Genomic DNA, 15904 nt, shown 5'->3' with positions numbered 1-15904 from the left:
TGGCGACTCGATCAGGGATTGAGGCTGGTGAACTGCAAACTCGATGTCATCATACAAGCTGTAAGTGATTCTTGCGCTCGGGTGGCGCGGGGAATCATCCCATCAGCGACCCACGATCCATTCCGCTCTCGCTCGCCTTGTACGAATGCCGTGGAGTCGTTCTCGGGGCTTTATTGCGGGCTAGGTCGGGGGGGCAGAGGTACGCCAAGCGTCTTCCGGATCGTCTTGGCATCGACGGGCCGGACGATTCCCCGCTCGGTGATGATCGCGTCAATCAACTGGGCGGGCGTGACGTCGAAGGCCGGGTTGTAAACCGCGACGCCCTCGGGGGCCGTCTGCCGCCCAAAGCTCTGGGTGATCTCACGAGGATCGCGCTGCTCGATCGGGATCGATGAGCCATCCGCAAGCGAGAGGTCGAAGGTACTGGAAGGAGCGGCGACGTAGAACGGGATGCCGTGCGCCTTGGCCAAGAGGGCGACCCCGTAGGTGCCGATCTTGTTGGCGGTGTCGCCATTGGCGGCAATTCGATCGGCGCCGACGACCACCAACTGGACCTTGCCTTCTTTCATGACCTGGGCGGCCATGTTGTCGCAGATCAGGGTCACGGGGACCCCGCGTCTTTGGAGTTCCCAGGCGGTCAGCCGGGCCCCTTGGAGGAGGGGGCGCGTCTCATCGGCGAAAACGTGAACCGATTTCCCCGCGCTGTGGGCGGTGAAGATCACGGCCAGGGCGGTCCCATAGTCGGCCGTGGCCAGGCCACCGGCATTGCAATGGGTGAGGATCCCCTGCCCCGTCTCGACGAGTTCCGCGCCGTGGCGGCCAATCGCGCGGCACATCTGCTGATCTTCGTCGGCGATCGCCCGCGCCTCGGTGAGGATCCGCTCCAGGAGCGTCGGCCCGTCGAGTCCGCGATTTTCTTCGATCGTCCGCTCGATTCGATCGAGCGCCCAGAACAGGTTGACGGCCGTCGGCCGGCTGGTCCGCAGATAGGCACTGGCGTCCAGAAGGCCGCGGCGGAGCGATTCGAGATCGCCCGTCCCGGCCTTCTGTCCTCCCAGCACCGCGCCGAACGCCGCGGCGATGCCGATCGCGGGAGCCCCACGGACTCGGAGCGATCGAATCGCCTCCCAAACAGTCGAGACGTCACGGCAGTCGATTCGCAAGAATTCGGTGGGCAGCCGGGTCTGATCGATCAGCCGGACATGCCCATCGGATGCGTTGCCAACCCAGCCGATGGTCTCGAGCGTCGGTTCCGCGGTGTCAAGGCTCACAGATCGTCTTCCTCGTCATCTTCTTCGTCGTCCGACTCTTCCGGGTCGATCCAGACGTAAAGTTCGGAATAGACGTCCCAGATGCTCTTCATGGCCGACTTGAGGTCGCCCGGCTTGAGCGGCGCATGCGCTCCGGTGTAGCCGGCCACTTCGGCCGCGATCTTCAACAGGTCGACGTTCTGCCGTCGCATCTCGAGGAAGATCTGGGTCTGGGTATCGAGTTCAAGCGCTTCTTCAAGCGCTTCTTCGACCTCGTGCTCGTGACCTTCGTGCTCTTCGTCGTGTCCGTTCTCGAATTCATTCTCGCTCATCGTCGTCGTTCTCCGTGGGAAATATGGGGTGTCGGGATGGGATGCTGACGGGGCGTCAGCCGTTGAGTGAGGCCCACCCTACAACGTGCTCGAAGAATCGGCCAGGGCATTCCAGGGGGAATAGGGAATCCCAAATGTTTCGGCCACGGCCAGGTTGGTGACCCGCCCTTGATCGATATTAATCCCCTCGGCGACCCCGGCGTTCGCGGCGGCGACTTGCCGCCAGCCCTTGTTGGCCAGTTGCAGGAGGTACGGCAAGGTCACATTGCAGAGGGCGTAGGTGCTGGTGCGTCCGACCGCCCCCGGCATGTTGGTCACGCAGTAGTGGACCACGTCGTCGATGACGTAGGTTGGTTCGCGGTGCGTCGTCGGCCGGCTCGTCTCGATGCAGCCCCCTTGGTCGATCGCGACGTCGACGATGACGGCCCCTTGCTTCATGCGGGCCAAGTCCGCGCGACGGACGAGCCGAGGAGCGCGGGCCCCGGTGACCAGGACAGCGCCGATGACCAGGTCGGCCCGCGTAATGGAATCCAGAATCATGTGGCGGTCGGAGTAAAGCGTCGTCACGTTCGGCGGCATGATGTCGTCGAGGTAGCGGAGTCGGTCGACATTGACGTCAAGAATCTTGACATTAGCCCCGAGTCCCGCGGCCACCTTGGCGGCGTTCGAGCCCACCACTCCCCCACCCAAGATCGCCACCTCGGCAGGTGCCACGCCGGGGACGCCCGCCAACAAGATGCCACGCCCCTCCTGGGGGCGTTCGAGGTACTTAGCCCCTTCCTGAATGCTCATCCGGCCGGCGACTTCACTCATCGGGGTCAAAAGGGGGAGGTTGTTTCGGCTATCGCGCAACGTTTCGTAGGCAATGGCGGTGATCCCGCTCTGCATGATCGCGCGGGTCAACGCCTCGTCGGCGGCAAAATGGAAGTAGGTGAAAACCGTCTGTCCCCTGCGGAGATGGGGCCACTCCGCAAGCTGGGGTTCCTTGACCTTCACGATCAGGTCCGCCCGCGCCCAGACCTCGGCCGCAGTCCCGACAATTGTCGCGCCCGCGGCCAGATACTCGGCGTCGGCGATCCCGCTCCCCTGCCCTGCGCCCGCCTCGATGAGCACCGTGTGTCCGGCCGCCGTCAGTTCCTCGGCCCCGACGGGCAAAAGAGCGACCCGGTACTCGTCGGACTTAATCTCTTTGGGCAACCCGACATTCATTCGATCGTTCCCTTTACAGTGGTCCGGCGAACCCGCGTCCAACGAACGGACCCCGGTCTCACTTTGAGCCGGGGTCGTCGAGATTTACCGAGAGAACGGTCGACGGATTCGCGAGGGCCGCCTGGTCAGGCCTTGGGCAATCGCGGGGGCTTGGCACGGGTGCCTTTCCAATCCTCAAGCACCGCCTTGATTTCTTCGAGGGTCACATTGCCATGGTCGGGACCCGAGTTCCAACGCTCCATGATCGCCTTGAAGCGCTCGCGCAAGATGCCTTTGGGCAGGAACTTGCCGTGAAACTTCTTCAGAAGCCTGGCCCTGAGGTCGGCCGGCACTCTGACTTCGGCCGCTTCCTTGACTTCCGCCGGCGCCTCGGGGGTGGTGGCCGTTGCCGCGTTCTTCGCCATCGAAATCTCCCTGACCTTCCTCGAGAAGCGCGTGCGAAAAAAATGAAAAACCAGCGAGGGGCGGTCCCTCCGACTCATCGCCAAGGGAAACGCCGCGCACCTCGTGAGATGCGGCCAGTTTAATCGATCATACGCCGGGATGACAAGCAGAGGAAGTCAAGCCGACGGACAAATGCGAGCTCGCTTGTCAGATCGAGGGTAGTCTAGTCAAGTTGGGCAGGTTTCCTCAAGCCAAAAGTTTTTCGATCACCTGGCCTTCTACGTCGGTCAACCGGAAGTCTCGGCCCTGGAATCGGTAGGTCAGGTTGGTGTGCTTCAGGCCGAGCAGGTGCAAGACCGTCGCCTGGATATCGTGGATGTGGACGCGGTCCTCCACCGGCGCGAACCCGAAATCATCGGTCCGCCCGAGGCTGAGCCCAGGCCTGGTCCCCCCGCCGGCCATCCACATCGTCGCCGCGTCGATATGATGGTTGCGGCCCACGAATTCGCGGACCTCCCCCATCGGGGTTCTTCCGAACTCGCCCCCCCACATGACCAGCGTGTCGTCGAGCAGGCCGCGCCGCTTCAGGTCGGAGACCAAGGCCGCGCAAGGGCGATCGACCTCGCGGCAAACGGTGTCGAGCTCCTTGCCCAAGGTCTGGCCGGGGGCGCCGTGATGGTCCCAATCGGTGTGGTAGAGCTGAACGAATCGGACCCCGCGCTCGACCAAGCGGCGTGCCAGCAAACAATTGTTCGCGAACGACGCCTTACCCGGTTCGGCCCCATAAAGGGCGAGGGTTTCGGCCGACTCTCCCGAGGTGTCGATCAACTCCGGGGCACTCGACTGCATCCGATAGGCCATCTCGTACGACGCGATCCGGGTTGCGATCTCCGAGTCGCCCGTCTCCTCCAACCGCACCTGGTTGAGGTCCCGGATCGCGGAAATCGTCCGCCGCTGGCTCCGTTCGGAAACGGTCCCGGGCCGAGCCAGGTCGAGGATCGGATCCCCTCCCGACCGTAAGGGCACCCCTTGATGGATCGTCGGCAAGAACCCGCTTCCCCAGTTGACCGCTCCGCCTCGTGGCCCCCTCGGCCCCGACTGAAGGACCACGAAGCCGGGCAAGTCGCGGGACTCGCTGCCGACCCCGTAGGTCACCCACGACCCCATGCTCGGGCGGCCGAACTGCGTTGTCCCCGTGTTCGCGAACAACTTCGCCGGGGCGTGATTGAACACGTCGGTCGCCACCGAGCGAATGATCGTGAGGTCATCGACCACCCCGGCCAGATGCGGCAAGCACTCCGAGACCCACTCCCCCGACGCTCCATGGCGGGCAAACTGGCGCGTAGTGCCAAGCAGCTTGGGAGGGTTCTTGGTGAACGTGTCCATGAACGCGAACCGCCGCCCCTTGATGAACGACTCGGGGATCGGCTGGTTGGAATACTCTTGCAGCTTCGGCTTGGGCTCAAAGAGCTCGAACTGGCTCGGCCCCCCCGCCATGAACAGGTAGATGACGCTCTTGGCACGCGCGGGGAAATGACCAGGACGAGCCACGGCAGGATCAGCCAAGGACGAATCGGCCGCGGCCGCCGATCGCCCCTCGCCGATCAGCGAAGCGAGGGCCATCGTGCCCAGGCCGAGTCCGCACTGGCCGAAAAAGTGTCTGCGCGTCCGCTGGAGCAGCGCCTGACGATCATCCATGGGCGGTCATTCCCTCGTGATGAATTCATCCAGATTCAACAGGACTCGGGAAAGCGTCGTCCAGGCCGACAACTCGGTGCCCGACATCCGCTCATCGCGCTCGTCCGCCAGCAGGGATTGGAGCCGCTGTTGCTCGCCGGCCGTCGGCTGACGACTCAGGCAGAGCCGGAACGCCAGTCCGATCCGCTCGGCGTCGTTCAAGGGTGCGTCACGGAGCAGACGTGCCGCCAATGCCTGGGCAAACTCGAAGGAGGCCTGGTCGTTGAGTAACATCAAAGCCTGGAGCGGCGTATTCGACCGAATCCGGCGGGTACACGCCTGGACGGCGTTGGGAGCGTCGAAAACAATCAGCGAAGGGTGCGGCGTCGCCCTCCAGAAGTAAATATAGAGGCCGCGACGATAGCGATCCGGACCGTTGCTCGGCGTCCAGGTACGGTTCATCTGCCCCTGAGTCATCACCCCGTCGGGCTGGGGCGGAAAGACGCTCGGGCCGCCGACTCGCCGCGTGAGCAGACCGGTCGCCGCGAGTGCGGCATCGCGAATGACCTCGGCGTCGAGCCGAAGCCGCGTCTGCCGGGCGATCAGCCGGTGCCCCGGGTCGACCGCATCGACGTCGGCCCGCGCTTTCGACGACTGGCGGTAGGCCATCGACGTGACGATCCGGCGATGCATCGCCTTGAGGCTCCAGCCGCCGTCGACGAACTCGATCGCCAGCCAGTCGAGTAGTTCCGGATGGGTGGGCGCGGTCCCTTGGGTCCCGAAATCGTTCTCGGTCTCAACCAGGCCGACGCCGAAATAAGCCTGCCAGAGCCGATTCATCGTGACCCGCGCCGTCAGCGGGTTCGCCGGGTCGACCAGCCAGCGCGCCAGATCCATCCGGTTCCGAGACGCTGAGCTCGGGAGTGCGGGGAGCACCTTCGGCACGTCGGCCGCGACCCGATCTCCCTTCCGAGTGAAGTCACCCGCCAGATGGATGTACGTTTCACGAGGCTGAGCACGCTCACGGACGACCAGGGTGGTCTCGAATTTCGGCTCCGATCCACGGAGTGCGGCAAGCTCACCGTAAAGGGCTTTCGACGACGCGTCCTGGGCGAGGAAAAGTTCCGTGATCGCTCGTTTCTGGGTCTCGGTCCGCTTCGCAAACGGTTTGTCGAAGGCCGCCTTGATCTCATCAGGCTGTGCCGTCTTGAACGCCTGATCCAAGGTCAGTTCCCAGGCGTTGACCTTGGGAGGAAGCTCGGGATGCGACCCGACGAGCTTCTTGTGGAACGCGGCGATCCGGGAGCGAACCGACTTGCGTTTGGCCACCTGCTGGGGCGTGGCAAACTCCAACTGCGGTTCATCGACGTTATTGAAGAAGGCAAAGAATTGATAATATTCGCGTTGACTGATCGGATCGAACTTATGGTCGTGACACTGGGCGCAGCCCATTGTCAGCCCGAGGAAGGCGGTCGCCGTGGTGGCGACTCGATCGACGACCGACTCGATGCGGAACTGCTCGAGGTCGATTCCCCCCTCCTGGTTGATCGGAGTATTGCGGTGGAACCCGGTGGCGACTTGCTGCTCGAGCGTAGCCTCCGGATGCAAGTCGCCGGCAATCTGATCGATCGTGAACTGATCGAAGGGCAGGTCCCGATTGAGGGCATTGATGACCCAATCGCGATACTTCCAGATCGTCCGCGGAGCATCGATGCTGTAGCCATTGGAATCGGCGTACCGCGCCAGGTCGAGCCAAGGGCGTGCCCAGCGCTCGCCGAAATGCGGCGAAGCGAGCAGCCGGTCGACCAGCCGCTCATAGGCATCGGGGCGGACGTCGGCGACGAACGAATCGACCTCCTCGGGCGTGGGGAGTAGGCCGGTGAGGTCGAGACTGACCCGGCGAATCAAGGTGATCCGATCGGCTTCCGGCGAAGGGAGCAGCCGCTCCCGCTCGAGCCTCGAGAGAATCAGGCGATCGATCGGGCTCTGCCCCCAGTCGCTCCGCGAAACCAGGGGAAGCTGAGGCCTCACGGAAGCCGCGAACGCCCAATGCTTGGCGGCGGCCGGATCGGGCCGTTCTCCCTCGGGAGCGTGTGCCCCTTGGTCGATCCAGGCTTTCAGCGTGGCAATCTGCGGGTCGGTCAGCGGCGGTCGCTTGAGCGGCATCCGTTCGAGCTCGCCCCCGCCGACGACCGCCAAAATGAGCGGGCTCTCCGCCCCTTGTCCCGGAACGACCGATGGCCCACCGTCGCCCCCCCGGATCGCGGCCGCCGCGGTATCGAGCCGAAGATTCGCCCGCGGCTTGGTTGCGCCGTGGCACGACACGCAATGCTTGGTCAGGATCGGCTTGACATCCTGAACGTAATCCACCGGCTCGGAGGCGAACATGAGTCGCGAGCAGACGATCAGGCCCACGAGGCTCGCGAGCGTCGGTTTCATGGGGCGGGCTCGCTCTCTGGCACGGGCCCCGCGACATCCTGCGGAAACCGTTGGCAGGTCTTCAAAGCGGCAAGATCCGATAGAATCTTGGAGGTTTTAGGTTACTCTGAGCGGCCCCTCTTACGCTAGTCATTTTTCCGGTTGCCAAGATCCCAACCCAGGTGTCATCGGTTCCCCGTCGGTCGACTCCACCCGCAATCTCGAGGATCGAGCTCGGACGGCCACGAGTCCTCGTGGGTCACCGCACAGAATCGCAGTGAGGTGAGAAGCTGATCGCAATTTCGGCTCCTCACACTTTTTTTGCGCATGACTCAACCATTCAAAGAAAATATCTATTCAGTTCAAATCGCAACACATCCAAAAGCACACGGGCTTCCCCTCGGCAATCTCTGCCAGCAATTCGCGTCGGATCAAGGGTATTGGAACTCTCAAAGGCATGGCAACATTCCCCTGACAACCGGGCGATTTGTCATGACAACTCACGAGACAATTGCCTCAATATTGTCCACACAGCCCATGAGCGTCTGTCTATAATTCGAGCGGAAGCGGCCGGTTCGTCGCTTCGGGGCTGCAATGAACCCGCGAACCAGTGAGGACCTCACACGCATTCCTTTTCTGACCCCCAATCAACGCATGAGGAACTTGGAGTTCCTCCGCGAATCTCCACCCATCGCGTCAGAGAGGAACCTGCCTCTGACATTCCTTTGCATCGCTGATCTCTGCCTTTGAGGAGGAACCAAGATGAAAGCTGCCCTCGTATTCGCGTTACTCGGGGCCGCGGGAACCGCAGTGGCGCAGGAGCCCCCGTCGCCCTTGCTGCTCGTTGTGAACAAGTTCGACTCCAATTTGGCGATCGTCGACCCGGCGAGCCACCGTATCCTGGGCAAGGTCGCCGTCGGCCACATCCCGCACGAGGTTGCGGCCTCGGCCGACGGGAAGTTCGCCTACGTCACCAATTACGGCACCGACGAAAACCCCAGCCATTCGCTCTCCGTCATTGACGTGACCGCGAAGAAGGAGATCCACCGCGTCGAGCTGAGCCCGCTCTTCCGCCCTCACGGCATCGCGGTCGCGAGTGGGAAAGTCTACTTCACGGCCGAGTCGAACAAGGTCATCGGCCGCTACGACCCGGCGAGCAATCGGGTCGACTGGGTCCAGGGCACCGGCCAGGACCAGACGCACATGGTCGCCCTGAGTCGGGACGACAAGACGCTCTTTACCACGAATATCCTGTCCGACACCATCAGCATCTGGCAACGCTCGGAGTCGCGAGGTGGCTGGAAGCAAGATGTGATTCATGTCGGCGCGGGGCCGGAGGGATTCGACCTCAGCCCGGATGGCAAGCAACTCTGGGCGGCCAACTCGCGGGACGGTCATGTCGCAATCGTCGACCTCGCGACCAAGAAGCTCGAGCAGACATTCGACGTAGGGACCAAGCGCTCGAACCGCTTGAAGTTCACGCCCGACGGCAAAACTGCCCTGGTCTCCGACATGGGGACCGGCGAGCTGATCGTCGTGGACGTTTCCTCTCGCACCGTGACGAAGCGGCTCCCCTTGGGCCAGGCCGCCGAGGGCATCCTACTTCCCCCCGACGGCCGGCACGCCTACGTGGCATTGACCGACGACAACGCGATCGCCATCGTCGACCTCAAGTCTTACTCCGTCGTCGGACGCATCGAGACCGGCAAAGGACCTGATGGCATGGCCTGGCTCGAAGGGAATTGATTCCGATCACCCGACCGGGTGACTTGCAACCCCAGGTGGCCAGGATCCATCAACCCCATGTCCTCGCTCCCGTGTCGAAACAAATCCCGGAGGCAGCCGGGAGACTCGGAATCACCCGGCGGCTCCCGAATCAACGACCGCGCCTCCCACCAACTCCCGTGCGGTTGCTCGTTGGGAGGAGCGATTCATCTGTCGACGGCGGAACCCCGGCCACCACATGATCAGCCCCGTCACCCACAACAAGACCAGGATCAGACAGGCGACCAAGTAGAGGATACGGGTCGGCCACCCGAAGATGTCCCCGGTGTGAAGCGACCGCTTCAGGTTGTTGAGTCGGGTGCCGAACCCGGCCTTGTGAGTATCCTCCACCAAGAGGACTTTGCCGTCGTACGGATTGAGGAAAACCCGGCTGCGGCCAGTCGGTGTGCGATCCTCGGGATACTTCATCTGGGCCACCATCGGCCGCGCTCCATCGGGGATCGTGAGCAACGCTAGCACGGCTCCAGGGAGTGTCTTCCGGGCAATCCGCAAGGCTTCGTCGAGGCTGATCGGGCGGCCGTTCGGCATTGAGGCGACTCGGGTGGGACGCGCCGGGGGCGGTTCCGCATTCAGGCGAGCGATCCACGGACCGACAAAATCGCCATACGCGATGATCACGCCCGTGATGGCCATCACCAGCACGATCGGCGCGGTGTAAAAGCCGAGTGCGTAATGGGCATCGGAGTTCCATCGCTTCCAGGACCCGCGCCGTCGGATCGTGAGAATGCAGGCGGGCCACCACAAGATCAGGCCTGTCACGACCAGGAACGCCGTCAAGAGACTGATCAGGCCGACGACCCATTCGCCGGTCTGGCCCGCCATCAGTCGGGTGTGGAGCAAATGGAGGCGGCGGGACAGCCCGACTTCCCATTCGGCCATGCTCCGAGTCCCGAGGATCCGACCCGTGGAGGGGTCGACGTAGACCGTGACTCGCTTGCTGAGCTGGAACTGATCCGACAGCCCCGCCTGCTCCGCAACGCGAACCGAGGTCACGCGATCTTTGGGATAGGTGGCGCGGACCTGTTCCAGGAGTCCTTGCAAAGGTAGTCGCTCGCCCTGGGGCCGGACATGGAAAAGGTTCGAATTGAGCGCGCGGTCAATCTGATTTTCGAAGACCAAAGTTGCGCCATTCAGGCTCACGAGAACGATAAAGAGGCCGACCGCCAGGGCGACCCAGCGATGCACGACCAGGAGGATTTTGCGAATGACCGTGATCTCCCAGAAAACAACAACGCACGACTAATCAATTAATCTTTATATTTCAATTCGTATTCATCCTTGGAATGGCGGCGGAATTGCGATTTCACGACAGGTCTCCGAGCGCCTCAGCGCTTGCGATTCATCCGAAGCACAAACGGTGGGAGTTCGACGGCCTTGTCCTCGACAAGTGCGACGAAGCCAGATTCCTCCGGTTCGGCGAAGGCATTGGCCAGTCGGTCTCTGCCCCCCACCGCGGCTGGCCAGAGGAAGGTCGCAACGTACTGGCCGGCCGGAGCGCCCGGCTCACCCGCCTCCGTCTTCAGTTGAAATCGTCCCGAGGAATCCGTCCTGGCGGACGGCGGAGGCACATCGGGATCGCGGTATTGGTTAAGCAAGTGGAACCGGACCACAACCCCCTGTGCGGGCTTTCCATCCACGACGACCTGCCCCGAGACCGGATACACTGCCGCATCGCGGGGAGCACCATTCCCGCACGAGCAAGTGAACAGTGGTAACAAGAGCGCTCCGGCAAAGGCAGGGTATCGTCTCATCTTGATCCTCGAAGTCATGCGACCGGCCCCGCGTCCCTCATGGGCCGTCCGTCCACGCCGATCCATTGACATCAAAGTTGCTCAGCGGAGATCACCTCTCCTCCATTGCGCGTGGCGATGGCCCGCCAGGTTCCGAGATTGATCGAATCCTTGGCAAACTGGACATGACCGTCGGCGAACAGGAGGTTGACCCCACCCGAATGGAAACTTCGGGCGGCGAAGCGTCCGATGACGGCCCCCGAGGTGCAGTCGTTCTTTTTGCTGTTCGGGGTCAGAAAGTGGTTGAAGGTCGCGAAGCAGAAGCTACCGCGGGCCCACTCGCGCACCCGCTGGCCGCTCCAGACCGTCACGGCCTCGCAGAAACCATCCGTCAACGGCGTATTCGCCGCGCCTTGGGCGTACTGCCGAAGCCGATCGGCCGGCTTGGCTCCCGACGTGTCGGTCCCAGTTCCCCGGATCGTCTCGCTGTAGGCGGCGGTCGAGCTCAGGCCATCGCTGATCTCGGCAAATCGGACGCACGACCGGTCAAAGAACAGGCCGTCCACCATCTCCGGGCCATCCTGCGGTCGGAAACTCCCCCCATTGGCCAGGCCGGTGCCGGCGTTGGCAACGTAACTGTTGGGTCCGAAATCCGCATGAATCCGATCCAAGGAATCACTGGGACAAAGAAACGTCGAGATTGTGGTTCGTACCCCCGTCAGATTGCTCGCATCCAAGGGAGACGTGGAGAAATTCATCGCATTGAAGACACTGTTCCCCTCGAGAAACGGCTGGAACATCGCGAGTGACGACCAGACGAGCGGCGAACTCGCACGGCCCGCGGGGAGCATGTTGTGCGTGCTCTCGTAATTGTGCATGGCGAGGCCGAGCTGCTTGAAGTTGTTGCTACACTGCGCTCGCCTCGCGGCCTCTCGCGCGGCTTGAACGGCCGGCAGCAGCAGGGCGATCAGCACGGCAATGATCGCGATCACCACCAGCAATTCGATCAACGTGAACGCGAGACGTCGATCCCGGGAGTCGTGGGGTTTCATGTGAATAATCATCCGGCCAAGGATTCCCCACCAAGCCGAACCAATGAGCTCGATCGGTCGTGAAACCTTGCGTTCTTCGAGATTCAACCTGTCGCCACCAGAGAGCCAGTCGCGGCAACTTGCAGGGGAGGAAACGAGACTGAGACCCAATCTCATTTGAGTGACTTTATGCCGTCATGGTATCAGAGTCAAGAGGCTGCCAGAGGACGGGAGTACAAATTGCAACGTTCTTGATTGCTGATTGCTTCCGCGCCAATCACATTAACATACACAAATGCACATGTGGCTGAGACTGTCGCGTAGTGGGGAAAGTAGCGAAGCGTCCTTGCGACCAGCACACGACAAGTCGGCCGCGATTTCGTCTTCCCGACAACCACTGCGCCCTCCATTGCTGCCTTCGCCGAGCGGGACGGTAAAACAGTCATCGCAGGAAAAATCCTGAAAGTCCGCGGTGGCTGACGTCGACCTTGACTATGGGCGACGGCCGGTCGATTTCGAGAATCGGTCGTGCCGCAAATGCGCGGCGAGGTTTCGGTGCCCATCCTATTCGTTGGGGTCCGGATGGGTTCGCCTGATCGTCGGTTGAGACTTCTGACAACAGCCGTCCTCCTGGGGGGGATGTTCCTCAGTGGGTCCACGTTCGGCCAAGAGGTTGAGCCCGATGCAGTCGTGGCGCCTTCTCTCCTCGATCGACCGGCCGGATCCGGCGTTTCCTCGAACTTCGACGTCGGCCAGGAAACGCCCAGGCCGCCGATCACTCCCCCGCCGGTCCCTGATCCCTATCCCGATGGCCCGCGATCAAGCCGGTTCCTGCTGGGAGACGCGTTTGGCCTCCGTTCCTCCTGGGAGGAGCGCGGGGTTTCCTTCTATGTGTCATCCACCCAGTTCGAGCAGGGTGTGACGACCGGCGGGTTTCGGCAAGCGTTCCGTTGGGGCAGCAAGTTCGACATGCTGGCGCATCTCGACAGCGGCAAGCTCGGACTCTGGGAAGGGGGAGCGTTCGACCTGTTCGTCGAGTCGCGGCTCGGGCAGTCGGTCGACGGCTTCGCCGGGGCCTTCTCTCCGACGAACCTGGCGATGTTCTTCCCCGTATCCGACGCCCAGATCACGGCGATCACGGGGCTCAAGTTCACCCAGGCGATCACCGAACGGTCCGGCATCTTCTTCGGTAAGCTCAACGCCCTGAACGGCGACCGGGAGAAGTTCCTGAGTTACCCGCTGACCTCGCGGTTCTGGAACGCCGCGTTCAACTTCAATCTGACACTCGATCGCTATCCTTACTCTGCGCCGGGCGCGGGCTTTTACGTGGTTCCGGAGCGGGGCCCCGCGCTGGCGTTTCTGGCCCTGGATTCGTACGACTCGCCCCGGACCAGCGGCTTCGAGAACCTGGGCCGCAACGGCCTGTTCCTTTACGCCGAGGCGACGCAATCGACCGCGTTCTTCGGCCTGCCGGGCCGGCAGATCCTCGCGGGCCTGTACGGCACGGGATCGTTCGCCGACCTGGCCCCGGCGTCCTTCATCGAGCTGCCCCACGGAGCAGCCAGTGCACCGGAGAAGGCCGGAACCTGGACACTGCTCTGGAATATCGAGCAGCGGCTCTGGGTCAACCCCGACGCCCCGGACCGAGGCCTCGGCCTGTACGTCCAGACGGGCCTGGGCGACGGGAACCCGAACCCAATCCGATGGTTCCTGAGCGTTGCCCTCTGCGGCAACAGCCCACTGCCGGGTCGCGAGGGCGATCTCTTTGGCGTTGGGTTCTACGACCTCGGGCTCAGCGAGCAGGCGAAACGGCAGATGCCGGGGCTCCGAGACGAGCCGGGGGTCGAGCTCTTCTACAACATGCGGCTTGCCCCCGGATGCCACCTCACACCCGACCTCCAAGTGATCCAACCGGGCCTCGCCCCTGTCGACCCCGCGCTGCTGCTCGGCGTCCGCTTGAAGCTCGATTTTTGACGTCAGCAAGTGAGACAGCAACGCCCCGATCCGTGAAAATTGCAGCGTCTCGTCCCCGTGTTGACGGCACTGCGCCAAGGCCCGATTGGATGTCATTCGACATTCGTAGAGGCCCTTCCTAAAAAAGCGTTCTGATCTCGGCTTTTTTGCTTGACTGACTCCCCCGCCTAAGCGATTCTTACCCATGTACCTCCTCGAATCACACAAATATCAAACACACAGGAGTTGCAGAGAATTTGCGCATGCAGTCGTGCTGACTCGCTGATCCCAGGCGTTCGATGGGGCCTGCAAGCCTTACTGTTCGCTCAGCCACTCATGCTCCTCTGTCGCTTTGCCCGTGAACTGGGTCACTCCTCACACCCCAAAACCACGATCAAATCCATGGGGATCTGATTGTCGGGTTCGTGCTTTGCGCTAAACTGCCGGTCACGGTTCTTCTTGATGATCTGATGGGTGGTCGTAACCCCCGTTCCAGGCAAGACCGGGTTCTCCTGCTGAGTTCGCGGATGGCCGATTGGCAAGCAAACGGCGCACGATACGTCACAGTGAGAGATCGAGATACTGGGATCGGTTTGACCGCTTGAAAGATGGAAGGAGGCGACGTGCAAGAAGCACGCTCAGGCCCCGCGTGTTGAGCGCCGGGGCTTGTCGTTGAAGGGACAACAATCCGACGGCACCTGATTTTCCATCAATCAATCCCAATCACCGCAAAGACTCGCGACGCAATCCTTCGTGCGCCAAAAAGGAGCAGCGGAATTCGGCGGAGGGGTGTCAATCCCTCGGCGAATTTCCCTGGCTTCACATCGGGCAAGTCACTGCAAAAGTGCCAGGTTCGAGAACGAGCCGACCGGAATTGCCCAGGAGGACGAACCGTTCGCTGCAGAGCCGACTGCCCCCGGTAGAGAGTCACCGCTCGCGGAGGGAAATCTCTCAGTCAAAAGGTCATTCCACACCCCCCTGCGAACCCACGCAACACGATGCACCTTGCCGACTGTTCCGAGACATACGATCGGAGAGAAACCTCATGTCCACGCGACGTCAAGCCTTCACGCTCATCGAGCTCCTTGTCGTCATTGCGATTATCGCGGTGCTGATCGCCTTGCTCCTGCCGGCCGTCCAGGCGGCGCGGGAGGCAGCGCGGCGGGCCCAATGCGGCAACAACATGAAACAGATGGCCCTCGGCGCCATGAATTACGAGTCGACCAACGGCAGCCTCATGGCGGCCAGTAGCGGCTACATGCTCGGCCAACAACTTTATGGGGTCGAGCCCGGCTCCGGCGTCGACTGGAAAGATCCGGGGGCGACCGGCGCGGGGGCGTGCTGCCCGTGGGGACATCGTGGCTGGCCGCTCGCCATCCTCCCCTTTATGGAGCAGGCGCCCCTCTACAATGCCTTCAACATGGTCTTCCCCGCCTATGCGTTTTCCATCCTCGAGAGCTCGAATCAGAACGCGACGCAGGGGCAATACATCCAGCGCGGTTCCGAGGTCAAGTACCCGCAGAACTCGACCGTTTCGTTGGCGACTCCGAATTCGTTCCTCTGCCCGTCCGCTCCCCGGTCAGCACTCTCCACGAAACCGATCGAACAGAAGGACTACGCCATGAACGGCGGCAGCGGCAAGGAATGCTGCGTCGAGCGTGCCAACGACCCTGGAACCACCGGTGGGAAGAACGACGGCCTTGGCTCCGTGAACTACTATCCGCAACTCCGGGACATCACCGACGGAACCAGCAACACGTTCCTGTTCCTGGAAAAAGCCAATCACACCGGCCAAAGTTGGCTGTTCAAGAACACCGGCTCAAACCACTTCATCTTCGTCCATCACCCGGCGCAGGGATACGTCATCGCCTGGCTTTCCTCCACCGGCGTGCCGACCCCGCCGAACACCACGTATTGGAACACGCGTGCGGCGGGCAGTTCCCACCCCGGAGGGGTCAACGTGACAATGACCGACGGCAGCATGAAGTTCATCAAGAATAGCATTAACTTTAGCGTCTACACCGCACTCTTCACTCGGGCGAAAGGCGAAGTGATCTCGAGCGACGCCTACTGAGCCGGAAACCCCACCGCGGAGACAAAGCAGCCCAAAGGCCAAGCGTCGAGAATCGAACGCG

The 15904-nt window shown here is 62.3% G+C and carries 13 protein-coding genes; 4 read left to right on the top strand and 9 right to left on the bottom strand.

Annotated features, from left to right (window positions below):
* Positions 1 to 170: 170 nt before the first annotated feature.
* The 6 genes from mtnA to BUS42_RS04855 all read right to left on the bottom strand — a co-directional run bounded on the left by mtnA (position 171) and on the right by BUS42_RS04855 (position 7291).
* Positions 171 to 1271, bottom strand: a complete 1101-nt coding sequence (mtnA, locus tag BUS42_RS04880; RefSeq protein ID WP_074305734.1) for an S-methyl-5-thioribose-1-phosphate isomerase — start codon at positions 1269 to 1271, stop codon at positions 171 to 173.
* Entirely contained in the window at positions 1268 to 1582 is a 315-nt protein-coding gene (locus BUS42_RS04875) for a hypothetical protein (RefSeq protein ID WP_074305732.1), read from the bottom strand. Before BUS42_RS04875 ends, mtnA begins: the two co-directional genes overlap by 4 nt.
* A gap of 78 nt (positions 1583 to 1660) precedes the next feature.
* Positions 1661 to 2791, bottom strand: coding sequence for an alanine dehydrogenase (gene ald, locus BUS42_RS04870; RefSeq protein ID WP_074305730.1), 1131 nt, complete (start codon positions 2789 to 2791; stop codon positions 1661 to 1663).
* A 125-nt stretch (positions 2792 to 2916) separates the two neighbouring features.
* Positions 2917 to 3195 carry a hypothetical protein gene (locus BUS42_RS04865; RefSeq protein WP_074310707.1) on the bottom strand — a complete coding sequence of 93 codons (279 nt, stop codon included), beginning with the start codon at positions 3193 to 3195 and terminating at the stop codon, positions 2917 to 2919.
* 226 nt (positions 3196 to 3421) lie between these two features.
* Positions 3422 to 4873 carry a DUF1501 domain-containing protein gene (locus BUS42_RS04860; protein WP_074305728.1) on the bottom strand — a complete coding sequence of 484 codons (1452 nt, stop codon included), beginning with the start codon at positions 4871 to 4873 and terminating at the stop codon, positions 3422 to 3424.
* 6 nt (positions 4874 to 4879) lie between these two features.
* Complete coding sequence (locus BUS42_RS04855; RefSeq protein ID WP_074305726.1) at positions 4880 to 7291, bottom strand: PSD1 and planctomycete cytochrome C domain-containing protein; 2412 nt, start codon at positions 7289 to 7291, stop codon at positions 4880 to 4882.
* Positions 7292 to 8032: 741 nt separating this feature from the next.
* Here BUS42_RS04855 and BUS42_RS04850 point away from each other — a divergent pair.
* Positions 8033 to 9016: a YncE family protein gene (locus BUS42_RS04850; protein WP_074305724.1), complete on the top strand. Its 984-nt coding sequence runs from the start codon at positions 8033 to 8035 to the stop codon at positions 9014 to 9016.
* A gap of 111 nt (positions 9017 to 9127) precedes the next feature.
* Here BUS42_RS04850 and BUS42_RS04845 read toward each other — a convergent pair whose 3' ends face one another.
* Positions 9128 to 10195, bottom strand: coding sequence for a PepSY-associated TM helix domain-containing protein (locus BUS42_RS04845; RefSeq protein WP_254053721.1), 1068 nt, complete (start codon positions 10193 to 10195; stop codon positions 9128 to 9130).
* Between BUS42_RS04845 and BUS42_RS44735 the strand changes: the two genes are divergently transcribed.
* The gene (locus BUS42_RS44735; protein WP_254053768.1) at positions 10124 to 10306 is read left to right on the top strand and encodes a hypothetical protein; all 183 of its coding nucleotides are present in this window, start codon (positions 10124 to 10126) and stop codon (positions 10304 to 10306) included. The two genes, BUS42_RS04845 and BUS42_RS44735, sit on opposite strands and share 72 nt — an antisense overlap.
* Before the next feature lie 74 nt (positions 10307 to 10380).
* Here BUS42_RS44735 and BUS42_RS04840 read toward each other — a convergent pair whose 3' ends face one another.
* Both BUS42_RS04840 and BUS42_RS04835 read right to left on the bottom strand, forming a co-directional pair.
* Positions 10381 to 10806 carry a transthyretin-like family protein gene (locus BUS42_RS04840; RefSeq protein WP_074310705.1) on the bottom strand — a complete coding sequence of 142 codons (426 nt, stop codon included), beginning with the start codon at positions 10804 to 10806 and terminating at the stop codon, positions 10381 to 10383.
* A gap of 71 nt (positions 10807 to 10877) precedes the next feature.
* Positions 10878 to 11837, bottom strand: a complete 960-nt coding sequence (locus tag BUS42_RS04835) for a DUF1559 domain-containing protein (protein WP_410001674.1) — start codon at positions 11835 to 11837, stop codon at positions 10878 to 10880.
* A gap of 582 nt (positions 11838 to 12419) precedes the next feature.
* Between BUS42_RS04835 and BUS42_RS04830 the strand changes: the two genes are divergently transcribed.
* On the top strand, positions 12420 to 13790 hold the full coding sequence (locus BUS42_RS04830) for a carbohydrate porin (RefSeq protein ID WP_254053310.1): 1371 nt from the start codon (positions 12420 to 12422) through the stop codon (positions 13788 to 13790).
* Between the two features lie 1024 nt (positions 13791 to 14814).
* Positions 14815 to 15843 (top strand): DUF1559 family PulG-like putative transporter, encoded by a 1029-nt coding sequence (locus tag BUS42_RS04825; RefSeq protein ID WP_074305720.1) that lies wholly within the window; start codon positions 14815 to 14817, stop codon positions 15841 to 15843.
* The last annotated feature ends 61 nt before the right edge of the window (positions 15844 to 15904 follow it).

Origin of the sequence: Singulisphaera sp. GP187, from assembly GCF_900129635.1 — a bacterium.
Classification (GTDB): domain Bacteria; phylum Planctomycetota; class Planctomycetia; order Isosphaerales; family Isosphaeraceae; genus Singulisphaera.
This window is presented reverse-complemented; position numbering and strand designations above follow the sequence as displayed.

What these genes read in the sequence shown, in the direction of transcription:
- BUS42_RS04850 (WP_074305724.1), top strand. Translation starts at nt 8,033, where the DNA reads ATGAAAGCTGCCCTCGTATTCGCGTTACTCGGGGCCGCGGGAACCGCA.
- BUS42_RS04840 (WP_074310705.1), bottom strand. Translation starts at nt 10,806, where the DNA reads ATGAGACGATACCCTGCCTTTGCCGGAGCGCTCTTGTTACCACTGTTC.
- BUS42_RS44735 (WP_254053768.1), top strand. Translation starts at nt 10,124, where the DNA reads ATGGAAAAGGTTCGAATTGAGCGCGCGGTCAATCTGATTTTCGAAGAC.
- BUS42_RS04855 (WP_074305726.1), bottom strand. Translation starts at nt 7,291, where the DNA reads ATGAAACCGACGCTCGCGAGCCTCGTGGGCCTGATCGTCTGCTCGCGA.
- BUS42_RS04860 (WP_074305728.1), bottom strand. Translation starts at nt 4,873, where the DNA reads ATGGATGATCGTCAGGCGCTGCTCCAGCGGACGCGCAGACACTTTTTC.
- BUS42_RS04865 (WP_074310707.1), bottom strand. Translation starts at nt 3,195, where the DNA reads ATGGCGAAGAACGCGGCAACGGCCACCACCCCCGAGGCGCCGGCGGAA.
- BUS42_RS04875 (WP_074305732.1), bottom strand. Translation starts at nt 1,582, where the DNA reads ATGAGCGAGAATGAATTCGAGAACGGACACGACGAAGAGCACGAAGGT.
- BUS42_RS04825 (WP_074305720.1), top strand. Translation starts at nt 14,815, where the DNA reads ATGTCCACGCGACGTCAAGCCTTCACGCTCATCGAGCTCCTTGTCGTC.
- BUS42_RS04835 (WP_410001674.1), bottom strand. Translation starts at nt 11,837, where the DNA reads ATGAAACCCCACGACTCCCGGGATCGACGTCTCGCGTTCACGTTGATC.
- ald (WP_074305730.1), bottom strand. Translation starts at nt 2,791, where the DNA reads ATGAATGTCGGGTTGCCCAAAGAGATTAAGTCCGACGAGTACCGGGTC.